Here is a 16,843-nt window from a genome sequence, read left to right as displayed (position 1 = left end):
CCGAAAACGTTCCCGCTCCCGCCTTTACCCTGAAACTTCTTTGTCAAGGTGGCTGTCTGCTGCCGGTTGGCGGCGAATGTGCCGTATTGCATCGCTTTACGGTTTCGCATTGGTCTGTGTGGTTCGGTCCTCCCGGCTGGGTTGCCGGTTGTTCATGAGGACGTGCCCGGAGCCTAAATGGTTCATGCCCGGAAGGGAACGTGATGTGCGCGTCACTCCATCGAGGGATCGAACGTGTATGCGACTCTCGACTAGCATGAAGAATCAAGAGGGTGGCGTTACATCGGCTCTACCAGGCCTCGGTACCCTCTGACCGGCGACCGACGCCGGGGCCTTTACCCCACAGGGGCCAGATCCAAATTCAGCGAGGAGCGAACCGCGTGACCGCCGAAAAGTCCGTGCCGTCCAGTGCGCTGCTGACCGCAGACCGTGACGGTTCCAACTACACCGCGCGGCACTTGCTGGTTCTCGAGGGGCTCGAAGCTGTCCGCAAACGGCCAGGCATGTACATCGGGTCGACCGACAGCCGTGGTCTGATGCACTGTCTCTGGGAGATCATCGACAACTCGGTGGACGAGGCCCTCGGCGGGTACTGCGACCACATCGAGGTGATCCTCCACGACGACGGCTCCGTCGAGGTCCGGGACAACGGCCGGGGCATCCCCGTCGATGTCGAGCCCAAGACCGGGCTCTCCGGTGTCGAGGTCGTGATGACGAAGCTGCACGCCGGCGGAAAGTTCGGCGGCGGCTCGTACGCGGCCTCCGGCGGTCTGCACGGAGTGGGTGCCTCCGTCGTCAACGCCCTGTCCTCCCGCCTCGACGTCGAGGTCGACCGGAACAGCGCCACGCACTCGATCAGCTTCCGCCGCGGTGTTCCCGGCATCTTCACCGAGTCCGGGCCCGACGCCCCCTTCGACCCCGCCAACGGACTGCTCAAGGGCAAGCGGGTGCCCAAGGCCCGCACCGGCACCCGCGTGCGCTACTGGGCGGACCGCCAGATCTTCCTCAAGGACGCCAAGCTCTCCCTGGAGACCCTGCACCAGCGCGCCCGCCAGACCGCGTTCCTCGTCCCCGGCCTCACGATCGTCGTCCGCGACGAGCGGGACCTTGCGGGTGAGGGCAAGTCGCAGGAGATCTTCCGCTTCGACGGCGGCATCAGTGAATTCTGCGAATACCTCGCACAGGACAAGGCCGTCTGCGACGTGCTGCGCCTCACCGGCAACGGCACCTTCAAGGAGACCGTTCCCGTCCTGGACGACCGCGGTCACATGACCCCCACCGAGGTCACCCGCGAGCTCGCCGTCGACATCGCACTGCGCTGGGGCACCGGCTACGACACCACGCTCAAGTCCTTCGTCAACATCATCGCCACGCCCAAGGGCGGCACTCACGTCACCGGTTTCGAGCGCTCCGTCACCAGAACGGTCAACGAGGTGCTGCGCTCCGCGAAGATGCTGCGGGTCGCCGAGGACGACATCGTCAAGGACGACGCCCTCGAGGGGCTCACCGCGGTCGTGACCGTGCGGCTGGCCGAGCCGCAGTTCGAGGGCCAGACCAAGGAGGTCCTCGGCACATCGGCTGCCAACCGGATCGTCGCCAACGTCGTGGCCAAGGAGCTGAAGGCATTCCTCACCTCGACCAAGAGGGATGCCAAGGCCCAGGCCAGGGCCGTGCTGGAGAAGGCCGTCGCCGCGGCCCGTACGCGCATCGCGGCCCGCCAGCACAAGGACGCACAGCGCAGGAAGACGGCCCTGGAGTCCTCGTCCCTGCCCGCCAAGCTCGCCGACTGCCGCAGCGACGACGTCGAGCGCAGCGAGCTCTTCATCGTCGAGGGGGACTCCGCTCTCGGTACGGCGAAGCTCGCCCGGAACTCCGAGTTCCAGGCTCTGCTCCCGATCCGGGGCAAGATCCTCAACGTCCAGAAGTCGTCCGTGTCCGACATGCTCAAGAACGCCGAGTGCGGTGCGATCATCCAGGTCATAGGAGCCGGCTCGGGTCGCACCTTCGACATTGATGCCGCCCGGTACGGCAAGATCGTTTTGCTTGTCGACGCCGATGTCGACGGCGCGCACATCCGCTGTCTGCTGCTCACGCTCTTCCAGCGCTACATGCGGCCCATGGTCGAGGCGGGCAGGGTCTTCGCCGCTGTGCCGCCGCTGCACCGGATCGAGCTGGTCCAGCCCAAGAAGGGCCAGGACAAGTACGTGTACACCTACTCGGACAACGAACTGCGCTCCACACTGCTGGAGTTCCAGCGCAAGGGAGTCCGCTTCAAGGACTCGATCCAGCGGTACAAGGGTCTTGGTGAGATGGACGCCGACCAGCTCGCCGAGACCACGATGGACCCGCGCCACCGCACGCTGCGCCGGATCAACATCGGCGACCTGGAGTCCGCGGAGCAGGTCTTCGACCTCCTCATGGGCAACGAGGTCGCCCCGCGCAAGGAGTTCATCACCAGCTCCGCGGCGACGCTGGACCGCTCGCGCATCGACGCCTGATACCCGACTCCTGGGGCGGAACCGCAGCATCCGTCACCTAATGGGGTGAAGAGGAGAAGAGAAGAGTCCGGGATCTCCCCGTTCTGTCCATTCTTGTGCACGCGACCTCAATGGTTCGCTGACAAGGAGAACTGAGCGTGGAGAAGCAGGAAGGCCGGGACGACGGGGCCGTACGCATCGACGACCCGTGGTACGACGCGCTGGCCGCCGGCTGGGGCGAGCTGGACGGGACGGGCGTACCCGTGCCCGCGGCCCCCGGCGGGACCTCCTGCCCGGAGCACCGCCAGACGGCGACCGACATCTATCTGGAAGTGCAGCGCAGTGCGGCGTTCCAGGAAGTGCGCACTCGCTACCGGCGGTTCGTCGTGCCCGCGACTCTCGCCTTCTTCACCTGGTACGTGGCGTACGTCGTCGCCGCCACCGCCGCGCCAGGGCTGATGGCGCGGCCCGTCGCCGGAGTGGTCAATGTGGCGATGGTGGCGGGACTCGGGCAGTTCCTCAGCACGTTCCTGCTGACCTGGGCGTATGCGCGGCATGCCCGGCTGTGCCGGGATCGCGCGGCGCTGGACCTGCGATGGACGGTCTTCGACCAGACGAGAGAGCAGGAGCCGACGCGCAAGCCGGCACCGGAGCAGGTCCGGTACGGGGAGCCGGTGCCGACGCTCGAGCCGGCGCCGGCCCGAGTACGGCACGGGGAGCCGGAACCGGACCGGGAGCACGAGCGCGAGCCCGTGCGGGACCTGGAGCCGGTCGGGGTGCCCGTGCGGGACCAGGATCCCGTCGACGTGCCGGTGCGGAATCCGGGGCCGGGCGGGGTGCCTCCGCGGAACCGGGAACCGGTTCAGATGCCGGTGCGCGACCTGGCACCGGTGTCCGTGATGGAGCAGATGCGGGGGGCCGAGCGTTGACGGGCGACCATCAGACCCTGGCGCTGTTGCTCTTCAGCGCGTTCATCGCAGTGACCCTCGGCATCACCACCTGGGTCAGCCGCAACCGGCATGGCTCGGCGGAGGAGTTCTATGCCGGCGGGCGGCTGTTCTCGCCGATGGAGAACGGTTTCGCCATCGCCGGTGACTACATGTCGGCAGCCTCCTTCCTCGGAATCTCCGGCCTCATCGCCCTCTACGGCTATGACGGAATGCTCTACTCCGTGGGTTTCCTCGTGGCCTGGCTGGTCGTTCTGCTCCTCGTCGCCGAACTCGTGCGCAACTGCGGACGGTTCACGCTCGCCGATGTCGTCGCGGCCCGGATGAGGGAGCGCCCGGTGCGCATCGCGGCAGGAACTTCCTCGGTCACCGTGTCCGTGCTCTATCTGGTTGCCCAGATGGTGGGAGCCGGCAGCCTCGTCGCCCTGCTCCTGGGCGGCACGAGCGAGGCCGCACGCTCCTGGACCGTCATCGGCGTCGGCGCCCTGATGGTGATCTATGTGTCGTTCGGCGGGATGAGGGCCACCACCTGGATCCAGATCGTCAAGGCCGTGCTGCTGATGGCGGGTGCCATCGCCCTCACCGTGCTCGTGCTGGCGCACTTCCACGGTGACTTCAACCAACTGCTGAAGTCCGCCGCCGAACAGAGCGGCCACGGCAAGGACTTCCTTCAGCCCGGTCTGCGCTACGGCGGGGACTGGACCGCCCGCCTCGACTTCATCAGCCTCGGGCTCGCACTCGTCCTGGGCACCGCCGGACTTCCGCACATCCTGTCCCGCTTCTACACCGTGCCGACCGCGCGGGCTGCCCGGCGCTCCGTCGTCTGGTCCATCGGTCTCATCGGCAGCTTCTATCTGATGACGATCGTGCTCGGCTTCGGTGCCGCGGCCATCCTCGGCACGGACGAGGTGCGTGCATCGAACGCCGCGGGGAACACGGCGGTTCCGCTGCTCGCCCTCGACCTCGGCGGCGGTGCGGGCTCCACCGGGGGCACCGTGCTGTTCGCCGTCGTGGCGGCGGTGGCCTTCGCAACCATCCTGGCCGTGGTCGCGGGCATCACCCTCGCCTCCTCGGCCTCTGTCGCGCACGATCTGTACGCCTCGCTCAAGCGCCGCGGCGGGAAACAGCACAGTGAGGTCGCGGTGGCGCGGATGGCCGCCGCGGTCATCGGAGCGGCCGCGATCGCGCTCGGCCTGCTCGCCCGTGATCTGAACGTGGCCTTCCTGGTCGGCCTGGCCTTCGCTGTCGCCGCCTCCGCGAATCTGCCGGTGCTGCTGTACTCGCTGTTCTGGCGGAACTTCACCACGCGTGGTGCGGTGTGGTCGGTCTACGGCGGGCTGATCCCGGCGGTGCTGCTGGTGCTGCTCTCGCCGGTGGTGTCCGGAAGTCCGGAGGCGCTCTTCCCGGGCGTGGACTTCCATGTCTTTCCGCTGCAGAACCCGGGCGTGGTGTCCATTCCGCTCGGCTTCCTCGCCGGCTGGATCGGCACCGTCACTTCGAACGACGTACCGGACGAGGCGAAGCACGCGGAAACCGAGGTGCGCGCGCTGACAGGGGCAGGGGCGGTTTGAACAGTGACAGGGGCGCCGTCACCGGCACGGCGCCCTCACCGGAACCGTACGACGATGATCCGGATGTGCTCCGCGCGTGTCCGGCGTCCCGGTCGGGCATGGTCGACGACCGGACCGGCCCAAAGGTGTGGTGCTCGGCGAGCATGCGCAAGGTGAGCCGCACCGGACGGGGAGCAGGCCGTACTCCAGTGACTCCGACCGAGCGGTGCGGCGCCGTGCAGGGCGTCGCGAGCCGGTGAACTCATCCGTCACCGCATCGGGTCAGCCGTCCGGACCTCGCCGGCCCGGTCCGGAGGACGGGCCCGGGACGCTCGCCGCCCATGTGTACCTGTGCTCCGGACGGCCCGTCTCCCCGTACCTCAAGGACAGACTGACCCGGCCCGAGCGCTCCAGGAGCTTCAGATAGCGCTGTGCGGTCTGGCGGCTCAGCCCGGCCCGTTCGGCGATCTCCTGTGCGGAGAGAGCGGCGTCGGCGGCCAGGAGCACCTTGCGCACCAGCTCGGCGGTCGTCGGTGAGTGCCCTTTGGGGAGACCGGGAGCGCTCGTGGCGGAGAGGGCCCCGAAAATGCGGTCCACCTCGGCCTGTTCGGCCTCTCCACCGCCCTCCAGAGTGCGGCGGAGCCCGGCGTACGCCTCCAGCTTGGCGCGCAGACCTGCGAACGCGAACGGCTTCACCAGGTACTGGAGTGCCCCGTGCCGCATCGCCGACTGGACGGTCGCCACATCACGAGCCGCTGTCACCATGATCACATCGATCCGGTGGCCCTGACGGCGCAGCTCCCGGACGACCGAGAGTCCGTTCTCGTCCGGCAGATAGTGGTCCAGCAGGATCAGGTCCACGGGCTGTCCGGCGATCCGGGCGAGCGCCTCGGCGGCGGAGTGAGCCTGTGCGGCGACCCGGAAGCCCGGGACCTTGGCCACATAGACTGCGTTGATCCGGGCCACCCGGACGTCGTCGTCCACGACCAGGACGTTGATCGCGGCGCCGGTCATCGTGGTTCTCCGACGGCCGCGAGGCCCGGCTCCGACAGCGCCTCGGGAAGCACGACGGTGAACTCCGCGCCGCCCATCGCCGCATCCGCCTCGGTCACCCGGACGCTGCCGCCGTACCGTTCGGCGAATCGCCGCACCAGTGCCAGCCCCAGTCCGCGCTTGCCGTGTGCCGGGAGCTCCTTGGTGGACCAGCCCTCGGTGAAGATCAGTTCGCGCTGATCGGCGGGTACGCCGGGTCCGCTGTCGCAGACCCGCAGGACTGCCGTACGTCCCTCGCCACGCAGCTCGATCTCGATGCGCGGGTCATCGGAGCCGGCGGCCGCGTCCAGCGCATTGTCGACGAGGTTGCCGACCACGGTGACCAGTCCGCGCGGGTCGACCAGCCGGTCGGGCAGCAGGGTCCCGGACGCGATCCGCAGGGAGACACCCCGCTCCGCCGCGACCGTCGCCTTTCCGACCAGCAGCGAGGCCAGGAGCGGATCATGGACCTTCTCGGTGATCTGCTCCGCGGTGGCCCGGTGCACACCCACGACCTCGGTCACGAACTCCGCGGCCTCCTCGTGCATCTCCAGCTCCAGCAGCCCGAGCAGCGTGTGCATACGGTTCGCGTGCTCATGGTCCTGGGCGCGCAGCGCATCGATCAGCCCGTGCGTGGAGTCCAGCTCACGGCCCAGCTGCTCCAGCTCGGTGCGGTCGCGAAGCGTGGCCACCGCCCCGCCGTCGTCCGTCGGCATGCGGTTGGCTATCAGCACACGATGTCCCCGTACGGTGACCAGGTCCTCACCGGTCACCCGTCCGGCCAGCACATCCGTCGTGCGACCCGGCCCGAGGACGTCGTCGAGTGGCCGCCCGATGGCCTCGGGGCCGAGGCCGAGGAGCCGCTGCGCCTCGTCGTTCGTGAGCCGGATCCTGCCCGAGCCGTCGAGGGCGACGACGCCTTCGCGGATACCGTGCAGCATCGCCTCACGCTCCGCCAGCAGCGCCGAAATGTCCGAGAAGGCGAGATCATGGGTCTGCCGCTGGAGTCTGCGGGAGATCATGTAAGCGGCGAGGGCGCCGGCCGCCAGGGCGCCACCCGCGTAGGCGAGCAGACCGGGGATCGCGGCGAGCAGCCGCTCGCGGACGCTGTCGTACTCGATGCCGACCGAGACCGCCCCGATGATCTTTCCCTCGTCGTCGCGGAGAGGCACCTTGCCCCGAGCGGAGCGGCCGAGGGTGCCGCTGTCGATCTCCATGATGTGCCGGCCCGCGAGTGCCTGGCTGGGGTCGGTGGAGACCACGCGGCCGATCTCGCCGGGGTCGGTGTGCGACCAGCGCACACCACGGGTGTCCATGATCACGACATACTCGGCGCCCGTGGCCTGCCGGATGCGGTCCGCCTCCCGCTGCACGGGGCCGCGCAGGGACGGCGGCGAGGTCAGGAGTGCTTCGGCGACCTGCGGCGAGGCGGTCGTCTCGGCGATCGCCAGCGCGCGCCGCATGGCCTGGTCGTCCAGCTGGGCGCTCAGCGGTGCCAGGAACAGGCCGGTGGCCAGCACGGTGACACCGGCGGCGATGGCCAGCTGCATCAGCAGGACCTGAGCGAAGACCCGCCGAGGCCAGCCGAACCGCCGGCGTCTCGCCGGCGCGCCTGGGCCGGTCGGTGCGGGGCTCATACAGAGGCACGGTAGAGGGCGGATACGCGCTTCGGAAATCTCGGCGTCCGGTCGGTGAGATCCGGGTGGGAACAGGCGCGGCAGCCTCCGGGCCCGGCGCACTGCTCGTCGAAAGACCCCTGAGCGAGTCCGGGGCCGACTGTCGCCGACGCGGCGGGCCGAGCGGCGGCGCCGCATATTCTGGGTGCAGGACATGGAGTCGTCGGCCGGAGAGGTTCCGCGTTGAGCAAGCAGCAGATCCCCGTCATCGTCCTCGCGGGCTTTCTGGGATCGGGCAAGACGACCCTGCTCAACCATCTGCTCCGGGCGAGCCGCGGTACCCGGATCGGCGCGATCGTCAACGACTTCGGGTCGATCGAGATCGATGCCATGACCGTGGCCGGTCAGCTGGGTGATTCCACGGTGTCCCTCGGCAACGGCTGTCTGTGCTGCGCCGTCGACGCGAGCGAGCTCGACGTCTTTCTCGACAAGCTCACCAGGCCCACCGCCCGCCTCGATGTGATCGTCATCGAGGCGAGCGGTCTCGCCGAGCCGCAGGAGCTCGTCCGCATGCTGCTCGCCAGCGAAAACGAGCGGATCGTGTACGGCGGTCTCGTGGAAGTCGTCGACGCCGCGGAGTTCGACGCCACCCGGGAGCGGCACCCGGAGATCGAGCGCCATCTCCGCATTGCCGATCTGATCGTGCTGAACAAGGCGGACCGGGTTGCCGGTGGCGCGGTCGAGCGGTTGCGCGAGCGGATCACTGGCCTTGCCGACGGGGCGGCCGTGCTCACGGCGGCGTACGGGCGCGTCGATCCCGGACTGCTCTTCGAGTGCCGCCCGCGGACCGAGCGGGTGGGCCAGCTGTCGTTCGAGGATGCCTACGACGACGTCCACGAGCAGGTGGACGGAAGCGACCGCGAAAGCCATCACCACCTCGGCCATCTGCATACCGCCTACGAGACCGTCTCGTTCACCTCTGCCGAGCCCCTGCACCCGCGCCGGTTGCTGGACTTCCTCGACTCGCGGCCCCAAGGGCTCTATCGGATCAAGGGCTTTGTCGACTTCGGTGACGCCGATCCCCTCAATCGGTACGCCCTCCACTCCGTCGGTCGGTTCCTCCGCTTCCAACCGGAGCCCTGGCCCACGCCGGAGGCCGTGGAGCGGACGACCCAGCTGGTCCTCATCGGCTCCGGTATCGACTCCGCAGCAGCGCTCGAGGAGCTGGACGCGGCCCGGATCTCCGGACCGCACGACACCCCGCCGGAGCACAGCATGTGGGGCGTCCTGCGTCATGTGCCCGCGCCCGGGACGGCCGAAGGGCCGGAACCGGACGACTACATGCCGTGACCCGTTGTCCCGGAGCGAGCGCGTGGTTCATAGGATCAGCCTCGTGACGACAGGGACAACGGGGTGGGCGCCGCCCACGGAAACCGAGCAACTGCTGTACGAGGCAAGGGCGGGCGACGGAGCCGGGGCGGCACTCGCCGTACTCTCCCGCGCCAATCTGTTCCTGGCCGTCGGGCGGCTGCAGGCGGACACCCCCGGATCGCCCACCCTGCCCGCGCCGGTGAAGGACCCGGTGACCGGCAAGCGGACCCTTCCGGCGTTCACGGCAGGCATGCTGCCTCCCTGGCACCCGGAATGGGTGCACCGATCCGTCACCCTGGCCGAGCTGGCGCATGAGTGGCCGAACGATCGGTGGCGGCTGGCGGTCAACCCGGGCACACCGTGCGCCGTCACCGTGGACGCCCGGCGTGCCGACCGTCAGAGCTGGCTGAAGACCGCCGCGGAGACCGGCGGGCCGCCACGAGGTCTGCTGGTCACGCACACCGGAGGTCCGCTGCACGGGGCCCTGGCACATGGTCTCGCCTGCGGCGCCCATCTGTCGGTGCACAACAGCGTGGCCTGGAACGAACTGGGCACGACGTACTTCGACTACTTCAGGGACGCCGGAACGCTGCGCGGCACCTGGAAGGTGACGAACCGCGCCCAGTTCCTCGACACGCTGGACGCGCTCTGCAAGGCCAGGCTCTGCGGCAAGGAGGAAGCCACCGCCCTCGGCACCCGCGTCCGGCTCACCGAACGCCTGGGCAGGGCACCCTCCCACGAGGAGTGGCTGGATGCCGTCACCCGCGTCCTGCTCCAGCGCAGGGCGGACCACGACACGGTCGAGGAGATCCGGGAGACCGCCGGGCGGATCGCCCGCTACGAGGAGCGCTTCCGCGCCGACGGCGTGCTCGGAACCGGTGAACGCGTCGATTCGCTGAGTGCCTTCGACTACGGACGGATCGTCATCTTCGTACGGATGGCGCTCGGCTCCCGCCTGTGCGACCCGCAGGAGGCCGAGCAGGCGGTGCTCACGGCCGGCAGACTGGGCCGTGAGACGTACGCCTCGTGGGAGGCGTTCTCGGCTGCGTACTCGCTGGCCCGTGTACTCGCCTTCGACGACGAGGAGTTCGGACAGACGTACCAGGAGTCGGTCGTGCAGCACCGGATACTCACGCAGCACCCGCGGAGCCCCTACCGGAATGTCCCGTGGTCATGAACTGGGTGCCGCCGACGGCGGTGGAACGTGAGTTGTACGAGGCCCGGCTGCGCGGAGACGTGGACGCGCAGCTGCGGGTGCTCGCGGCCGAGCAGCTGTATGTGGGGCAGGCCCGGCACGAGGTCGACGCAGAGCCCGGCAGTTACCGCTGGCGCCCGGTGGCGGACCCGGTGACCGGGCGGCCCTTCAGGCCCCTCCTCACCCGGGGAATGCTGCCGCCCTGGCACCCGGACTGGGTGTTCCACGAGGTGTCGCTCGACATGGTGGCCGAGCACCAGTGGTCCGACCCGAAGCTGTGGCTCGCCGTCAATCCGGGTACCCCTGCGGCCGTCAGCCTTCCGGCGTCACCACAGGACCGGGCGCTGTGGCGGCGGTACTACGCGGAGAACGACCGCACCACGGACAACCGGCTGAGCGCGCTCCACACGGGCCCGCTGTTCGGGCCGCTCGCCTTCGGGCTCGGGTGCGGAGCGCACCTCGCCGTGCGCAACGGCGTGCCCTGGAACGAGGTCGGGACCGTCTATCTCGACTACGAGTCCCAGCGGCGCATGCTCCGCGAGTCCTGGGCGATCACCGACAACGCAGGATGGCACAAGGAGATGAGCGCCCTCCTGGACTACTCCAACAGCCCGCCGCAGCCGGAGTTCGCGCTGCGGGTGCGCGAGCAACTGCGCCGGGGACTGGGCGAGCTCCCGCCGGCAGACCTGTGGCGCGAGACCGCTGCCGGCTCCCTGCACGACCGCGGAGCCCCGCCCGCCGTCGTCAACGACATGGAGGAGCTGGTGCGCCGCATCGTGCGCTACGAGGCCAGATTCCGGGCCGACGGACTGCTGCCCGGAGACGGCCGGGTCGTCACAGCAGCCGCGTACGACTACGGGCGGGCACCGTCCGTGGCCCGCTGGGGGCTGGCCGCGCGTTACTGCACCCCGCACGAGGCCGAGCAGGCGATCGTGCACGCGGGCGCGCTGAGCAAGTCGGCGTACCACTCATGGGAGGAGTTCTCGGCCGGGTACACGCTGGGCCGGGTGCTCCGCTTCGACGACGAGGAGTACGGCGACTTCTACGAGGGTTCTCTGTGGGCCCACCGGCTGCTCACGGAGAACGAAGGCAGTCCCTGGCGGAACATCCCCTGGAGCTGACCGCTCCGCCGCCCCCTCCGCCCGATGGCGGAGGGGGCGTGCGCTCTACGACGCCGGACCCGCCAGCGAGGCGACCGGCTTCGACAGCGGCGTGCCCGAGCCGTCGCGCCTGGGGTCGATCTCCGGCAGCTCGGTCGGGGTGCCGTTCTTCTGCGCGGCGCGGGCCGGAGCCGCCCCGGCCCAGGCCAGCAGCAGCACGTCCTCGCCCTTGAGGAACCGCTGGCAGCGCACGCCGCCGGTCGCCCGGCCCTTGCGCGGATACTGGTCGAACGGCGTCAGCTTGGCCGTCGTGACCGAGTCGTCCAGTGCACCCGTGGAACCGGCGGCGGTGAAGACCACCGCATCCGCCGCGGGATCCACCGCGGTGAACGAGATCACTTCTGCGCCCTGTGCGAGCTTGACGCCCGCCATACCGCCCGCCGGCCGGCCCTGCGGCCTGACCTGAGAGGCCTGGAAGCGCAGCAGCTGGGCGTCGGAGGTGATGAAGACCAGGTCCTCCTCACCCGTCCGCAGCTCGGCGCCGCCCACGATGCGGTCACCGTCCCGGAGAGCGATGACCTCCAGCTCGTCCTTGTTGGCCGGATAGTCCGGCACCACACGCTTGACCACACCCTGGAGCGTGCCCAGCGCCAGGCCCGGCGAGGACTCGTCGAGCGTGGTGAGACAGACCACGGACTCGTCCGTCTCCAGCGACAGGAACTCGGACACCTGGGCCCCGCCCGAGAGATTCGGTGCGGCGGCCGTTTCGGGCAGCTGCGGAAGGTCGATCACCGAGAGGCGCAGCAGCCGTCCGGAGGACGTGACCACACCGACCTCGCCACGCGCCGTCGCCGGCACGGCGGAGACGATCACATCGTGCTTGGTCCGCTTGCCGCCGTCCTCCGGCAGCGGCTCCCCGGTGACCGTACGGGCCAGCAGCCCCGTCGAGGAGAGCAGCACACGGCACGGGTCGTCCGCGACCTGGAGGGACACGACTGCGGGTGCGGGTGCCCCCGCGGACTCCAGCAGGACGGTGCGCCGGTCGGTGCCGAACTTCTTGGCCACCGCGGCCAGTTCGGACGACACCAGCTTGCGCAGCTCCGCGTCCGACTCGAGGATCCGCGTCAGCTCCGCGATCTCCGCGGTCAGCCTGTCGCGCTCGCTCTCCAGCTCGATCCGGTCGAACTTGGTCAGCCGGCGCAGCGGGGTGTCCAGGATGTACTGCGTCTGCACCTCGCTGAGCGAGAAGTGCGCGATCAGCCGCTCCTTGGCCTGTGCGGAGTTCTCGCTGGAGCGGATGAGCCGGATGACCTCGTCGATGTCGAGGAGCGCCACGAGCAGGCCCTCCACGAGATGCAGCCGGTCGTTCTTCTTGCGCCGCCGGAACTCGCTCCGTCGGCGCACCACGTCGAAGCGGTGGTCGAGATAGACCTCCAGCAGCTCCTTGAGGCCCAGCGTCAGCGGCTGGCCGTCGACGAGCGCCACATTGTTGATGCCGAAGGACTCCTCCATCGGCGTCAGCTTGTACAGCTGTTCCAGGACGGCCTCGGGGATGAAGCCGTTCTTGATCTCGATGACCAGGCGCAGCCCGTGCTCACGGTCGGTGAGGTCCTTGACGTCCGCGATGCCCTGCAGCTTCTTCGAGCCGACCAGGTCCTTGATCTTCGCGATCACCTTCTCCGGGCCGACGGTGAAGGGCAGTTCGGTGACGACGAGGCCCTTGCGGCGCGCCGACACGGTCTCGACGGCGACCGTCGCACGGATCTTGAAGGTGCCGCGGCCGTTCTCGTACGCGTCCCTGATTCCGGACAGGCCCACGATCCGGCCGCCGGTCGGCAGGTCGGGACCCGGGACGTACCGCATCAGCGTCTCGAGATCGGCGCCCGGGTGCCGGATCAGATGGCGCGCGGCGGCGACGACCTCGCCCAGGTTGTGCGGCGGCATGTTCGTCGCCATACCGACCGCGATGCCCGATGCGCCGTTGACCAGCAGATTCGGGTAGGCGGCCGGAAGAGCGACCGGCTCCCGCTCCTGCCCGTCGTAGTTGGGCGTGAAATCGACCGTGTCCTCGTCGATCGACTCGGTCATCAGGCTGGTCGCATCGGCCATCCGGCACTCGGTGTACCGCATGGCGGCCGGGGGGTCGTCGTTGCCCAGCGAGCCGAAGTTGCCGTGGCCGTCGACCAACGGGAGACGCATGGAGAAGGGCTGTGCCATGCGCACCAGGGCGTCGTAGATCGACGCGTCGCCGTGCGGGTGCAGCTTGCCCATGACCTCGCCGACGACACGGGCACACTTCACGTAGCCGCGGTCGGGGCGCAGCCCCATCTCGTTCATCTGGTACACGATCCGGCGGTGCACGGGCTTCATGCCGTCCCGGGCATCGGGCAGGGCTCGGGAATAGATCACCGAGTACGCGTACTCGAGGAAGGAGCCCTGCATTTCGTCGACGACGTCGATGTCGAGGATTTTTTCCTCGAAGTCGTCGGGCGGCGGCGTCTTCGTGCTGCGGCGGGCCATCGCTGCTGCGGCTCCTTCACCAACATGAACCTTGAACGGATCTGACGCGGACCATTGTGGACCGTCCCGCTGACAACGCCGACCGCGACCCGTGTACCCGCCCGTATCGGCGCCCCGGAACCGGCCCGGTCGCCCGGCCGCGGGCCCCGCCCGGGGCCCGCCCCTGAACGCTCCGGCGGACTGCCGGGAACTTCGCCAGGTGTCGGCGGGCTTGCATACAGTGGCAGGACATTCACGACGCGATCGAAGGGACCACATGCCCATGGGTCACACGGCCACAGCCCAGGCCGGCTCCGGCGGCCTGACAGCGACCGAGCACCGCCTGGCCAACGGCCTGCGCGTGGTGCTCTCCGAGGACCGCCTGACCCCGGTCGCCGCGGTCTGCCTCTGGTACGACGTCGGCTCACGCCACGAAGTCAAGGGCCGTACGGGCCTGGCTCACCTTTTCGAGCACCTGATGTTCCAGGGGTCCGCCCAGGTGCCGGGGAACGGACACTTCGAGCTGGTGCAGGGAGCGGGCGGCTCGCTCAACGGCACGACCAGTTTCGAGCGCACCAACTACTTCGAGACCATGCCCGCCCATCAGCTCGAGCTCGCGCTCTGGCTGGAGGCCGACCGCATGGGCTCGCTGCTCTCCGCGCTCGACGACGAGTCCATGGAGAACCAGCGCGACGTCGTCAAGAACGAGCGCCGCCAGCGCTACGACAACGTTCCGTACGGCACGGCCTTCGAGAAGCTGACCGCCCTCGCCTACCCCGAGGGCCACCCGTACCACCACACCCCGATCGGCTCCATGGCCGACCTGGACGCGGCGACCCTCGAGGACGCCCGGGAATTCTTCCGCACGTACTACGCGCCGAACAACGCGGTGCTGTCGGTCGTCGGTGACATCGACCTGGAGCAGACGCTCGCCTGGATCGAGAAGTACTTCGGCTCCATCCCGTCCCACGACGGCAAGCAGCCGCCGCGCGACGGGTCCCTGCCCGACATCATCGGCCGGCAGCTGCGCGAGGAGATCGTCGAGGAGGTGCCCGCCCGTGCGCTGATGGCCGCCTACCGGCTGCCGCACGACGGGACGCGTGAGAGCGACGCCGCCGATCTGGCGCTCACCGTCCTCGGCGGCGGGGAGTCGTCCCGCCTGCACAACCGCCTGGTGCGCCACGACCGCACGGCGGTCGCCGCGGGATTCGGTCTGCTGCGGCTCGCCGGTGCCCCCTCGCTCGGCTGGCTGGACGTGAAGACGTCCGGCGGGGTCGAGGTGCCCGAGATCGAGGAGGCCGTGGACGACGAGCTCCAGCGGTTCGCCGCCGAGGGCCCGACGCCCGAGGAGATGGAGCGCGCCCAGGCGCAGCTGGAGCGCGAATGGCTGGACCGGCTCGGCACGGTCGCCGGCCGTGCCGACGAACTGTGCCGGTACGCCGTGCTGTTCGGAGACCCGAAGCTGGCGTTCAGCGCCGTCTCGCGGATCCTCGACATCACCGCCGAAGAGGTGCAGGCCGTCGCCCAGGCACGACTGCGCCCGGACAACCGGGCGGTGCTGGTGTACGAGCCGGTCGGGGCCACCGAGGACAACGACGACGCACAGGACGCAGAGGGGGCCGCACAGTGACCGACGCTGCCGTGACCATGGACTTCCACCCGCAGCCGCAGCCCGGCGAGGCGAGGCCGTGGGCCTTCCCGGCCCCGGACCGCGGCACACTCGACAACGGACTGACCGTCCTGCGCTGCCATCGCCCCGGCCAGCAGGTCGTGGCCGTCGAGATCTTCCTCGACGCTCCGCTGGACGCCGAGCCCGAGGACCTCGACGGTGTCGCGACGATCATGGCGCGGGCCTTGTCCGAGGGCACCGACAAGCACACGGCGGAGGAGTTCGCCGCCGAGCTGGAGCGGTGCGGCGCCACCCTCGACTCGCATGCCGACCACCCCGGTGTGCGCCTGTCCCTCGAGGTGCCGGTCTCCCGTCTCCCCAAGGCCCTCGGTCTGCTCGCCGAGGCCCTGCGCGCACCGCTGTTCGCGGACAGCGAGGTGGAACGGCTCGTACGGAACCGGCTGGACGAGATTCCGCACGAGACCGCGAACCCGGCCCGTCGCGCCGCCAAGGAGTTCTCCAAGCAGCTCTTCCCTGCCTCCTCCCGGATGTCCCGCCCCCGCCAGGGAAGCGAGGAGACGGTGGAGCGCATCGATTCCGCCGCCGTGCGGGCCTTCTACGAGGCGCACGTCCGCCCCGCCTCCGCCACTGCCGTGATCGTCGGCGATCTCACCGGTGTCGACGTCGACGCCGTGCTCGCCGACACGCTGGGCGCCTGGACCGGTGGCGCGGCCGAGAGCCGCCCCATGCCGCCGATCACGGCGGACGACTCGGGCCGTGTCGTGATCGTCGACCGTCCCGGTGCGGTGCAGACACAGCTGCTCATCGGCCGCATCGGCCCGGACCGCCACGACAGCGTCTGGTCGGCCCAGGTGCTCGGCACGTACTGCCTGGGCGGCACCCTCACCTCCCGACTGGACCGTGTCCTGAGGGAGGAGAAGGGCTACACCTACGGCGTCCGGGCCTTTGCCCAGGTGCTGCGCTCCTCCGCTCCTGCCGTCCCCGGAGGGGCCACGGGCGCGGCCACGCTGGCCATCAGCGGCTCCGTCGACACCCCGCACACCGGCCCGGCCCTGGAGGACCTCTGGAAGGTGCTGCGCACCCTGGCGGCGGAGGGGCTGACGGACGCCGAGCGCGATGTCGCCGTGCAGAACCTCGTGGGTGTCGCCCCGCTCAAGTACGAGACCGCGGCGTCGGTCGCGGGCACCCTGGCCGACCAGGTCGAGCAGGACCTTCCGGACGACTTCCAGGCCCGGTTGTACGCGCGGCTGACCGAGACCGGCACCGTCGAGGCGACGGCTGCGGTCGTCAACGCCTTCCCGGTGGACCGGCTCGTCACGATCCTGGTGGGGGACGCCTCGGAGATCGAGGGGCCCGTCAGGGAGCTGGGCATCGGTGAAGTGACGGTTGTCACGGGCTGATTGACCGCCCATGGCGTGAAGCGACC

The 16,843-nt window shown here is 69.7% G+C and carries 10 protein-coding genes and 1 pseudogene; 8 read left to right on the top strand and 3 right to left on the bottom strand.

The window, feature by feature from the left end; genetic code table 11:
• Positions 1-380 precede the first annotated feature (380 nt).
• From AC068D_RS27955 to AC068D_RS27945, 3 genes and pseudogenes are all read left to right on the top strand, one after another.
• Positions 381-2,498 (top strand): DNA gyrase/topoisomerase IV subunit B, encoded by a 2,118-nt coding sequence (locus tag AC068D_RS27955; RefSeq protein ID WP_478825857.1) that lies wholly within the window; start codon positions 381-383, stop codon positions 2,496-2,498.
• A gap of 137 nt (positions 2,499-2,635) precedes the next feature.
• A pseudogene (locus tag AC068D_RS27950) lies at positions 2,636-3,106 on the top strand (DUF485 domain-containing protein); the annotation flags it as partial.
• A 296-nt stretch (positions 3,107-3,402) separates the two neighbouring features.
• Positions 3,403-4,995 (top strand): solute symporter family protein, encoded by a 1,593-nt coding sequence (locus tag AC068D_RS27945; protein ID WP_478825856.1) that lies wholly within the window; start codon positions 3,403-3,405, stop codon positions 4,993-4,995.
• Positions 4,996-5,256: 261 nt separating this feature from the next.
• Here the strand turns inward: AC068D_RS27945 and AC068D_RS27940 are convergent, their stop codons facing one another.
• Both AC068D_RS27940 and AC068D_RS27935 read right to left on the bottom strand, forming a co-directional pair.
• Positions 5,257-5,988 (bottom strand): response regulator, encoded by a 732-nt coding sequence (locus AC068D_RS27940; RefSeq protein WP_478825855.1) that lies wholly within the window; start codon positions 5,986-5,988, stop codon positions 5,257-5,259.
• Positions 5,985-7,643, bottom strand: coding sequence for a sensor histidine kinase (locus tag AC068D_RS27935; RefSeq protein ID WP_478825854.1), 1,659 nt, complete (start codon positions 7,641-7,643; stop codon positions 5,985-5,987). The genes AC068D_RS27940 and AC068D_RS27935 overlap by 4 nt, the downstream gene beginning before the upstream one ends.
• Positions 7,644-7,865: 222 nt before the next feature.
• On the opposite strand from AC068D_RS27935, the gene AC068D_RS27930 reads away from it, so the two are divergent.
• Genes AC068D_RS27930 through AC068D_RS27920 form a run of 3 tightly spaced genes read left to right on the top strand, consistent with a single transcriptional unit; the run spans position 7,866 to position 11,309 of the window.
• Positions 7,866-8,972, top strand: a complete 1,107-nt coding sequence (locus tag AC068D_RS27930) for a CobW family GTP-binding protein (protein ID WP_478825853.1) — start codon at positions 7,866-7,868, stop codon at positions 8,970-8,972.
• A gap of 43 nt (positions 8,973-9,015) precedes the next feature.
• Positions 9,016-10,170 (top strand): DUF1266 domain-containing protein, encoded by a 1,155-nt coding sequence (locus AC068D_RS27925; protein ID WP_478825852.1) that lies wholly within the window; start codon positions 9,016-9,018, stop codon positions 10,168-10,170.
• Positions 10,167-11,309, top strand: a complete 1,143-nt coding sequence (locus AC068D_RS27920) for a DUF1266 domain-containing protein (RefSeq protein WP_478825851.1) — start codon at positions 10,167-10,169, stop codon at positions 11,307-11,309. The genes AC068D_RS27925 and AC068D_RS27920 overlap by 4 nt, the downstream gene beginning before the upstream one ends.
• 45 nt (positions 11,310-11,354) lie before the next feature.
• Here AC068D_RS27920 and AC068D_RS27915 read toward each other — a convergent pair whose 3' ends face one another.
• Entirely contained in the window at positions 11,355-13,808 is a 2,454-nt protein-coding gene (locus AC068D_RS27915) for a DNA gyrase/topoisomerase IV subunit A (RefSeq protein ID WP_478825850.1), read from the bottom strand.
• Positions 13,809-14,070: 262 nt separating this feature from the next.
• Between AC068D_RS27915 and AC068D_RS27910 the strand changes: the two genes are divergently transcribed.
• On the top strand, positions 14,071-15,417 hold the full coding sequence (locus AC068D_RS27910) for a M16 family metallopeptidase (RefSeq protein ID WP_478825849.1): 1,347 nt from the start codon (positions 14,071-14,073) through the stop codon (positions 15,415-15,417).
• A 17-nt stretch (positions 15,418-15,434) separates the two neighbouring features.
• On the top strand, positions 15,435-16,817 hold the full coding sequence (locus AC068D_RS27905) for a M16 family metallopeptidase (protein ID WP_478825931.1): 1,383 nt from the start codon (positions 15,435-15,437) through the stop codon (positions 16,815-16,817).
• Positions 16,818-16,843 lie beyond the last annotated feature (26 nt).

Source organism: Streptomyces sp. NPDC043861 (assembly GCF_056435905.1).
This window is presented reverse-complemented; position numbering and strand designations above follow the sequence as displayed.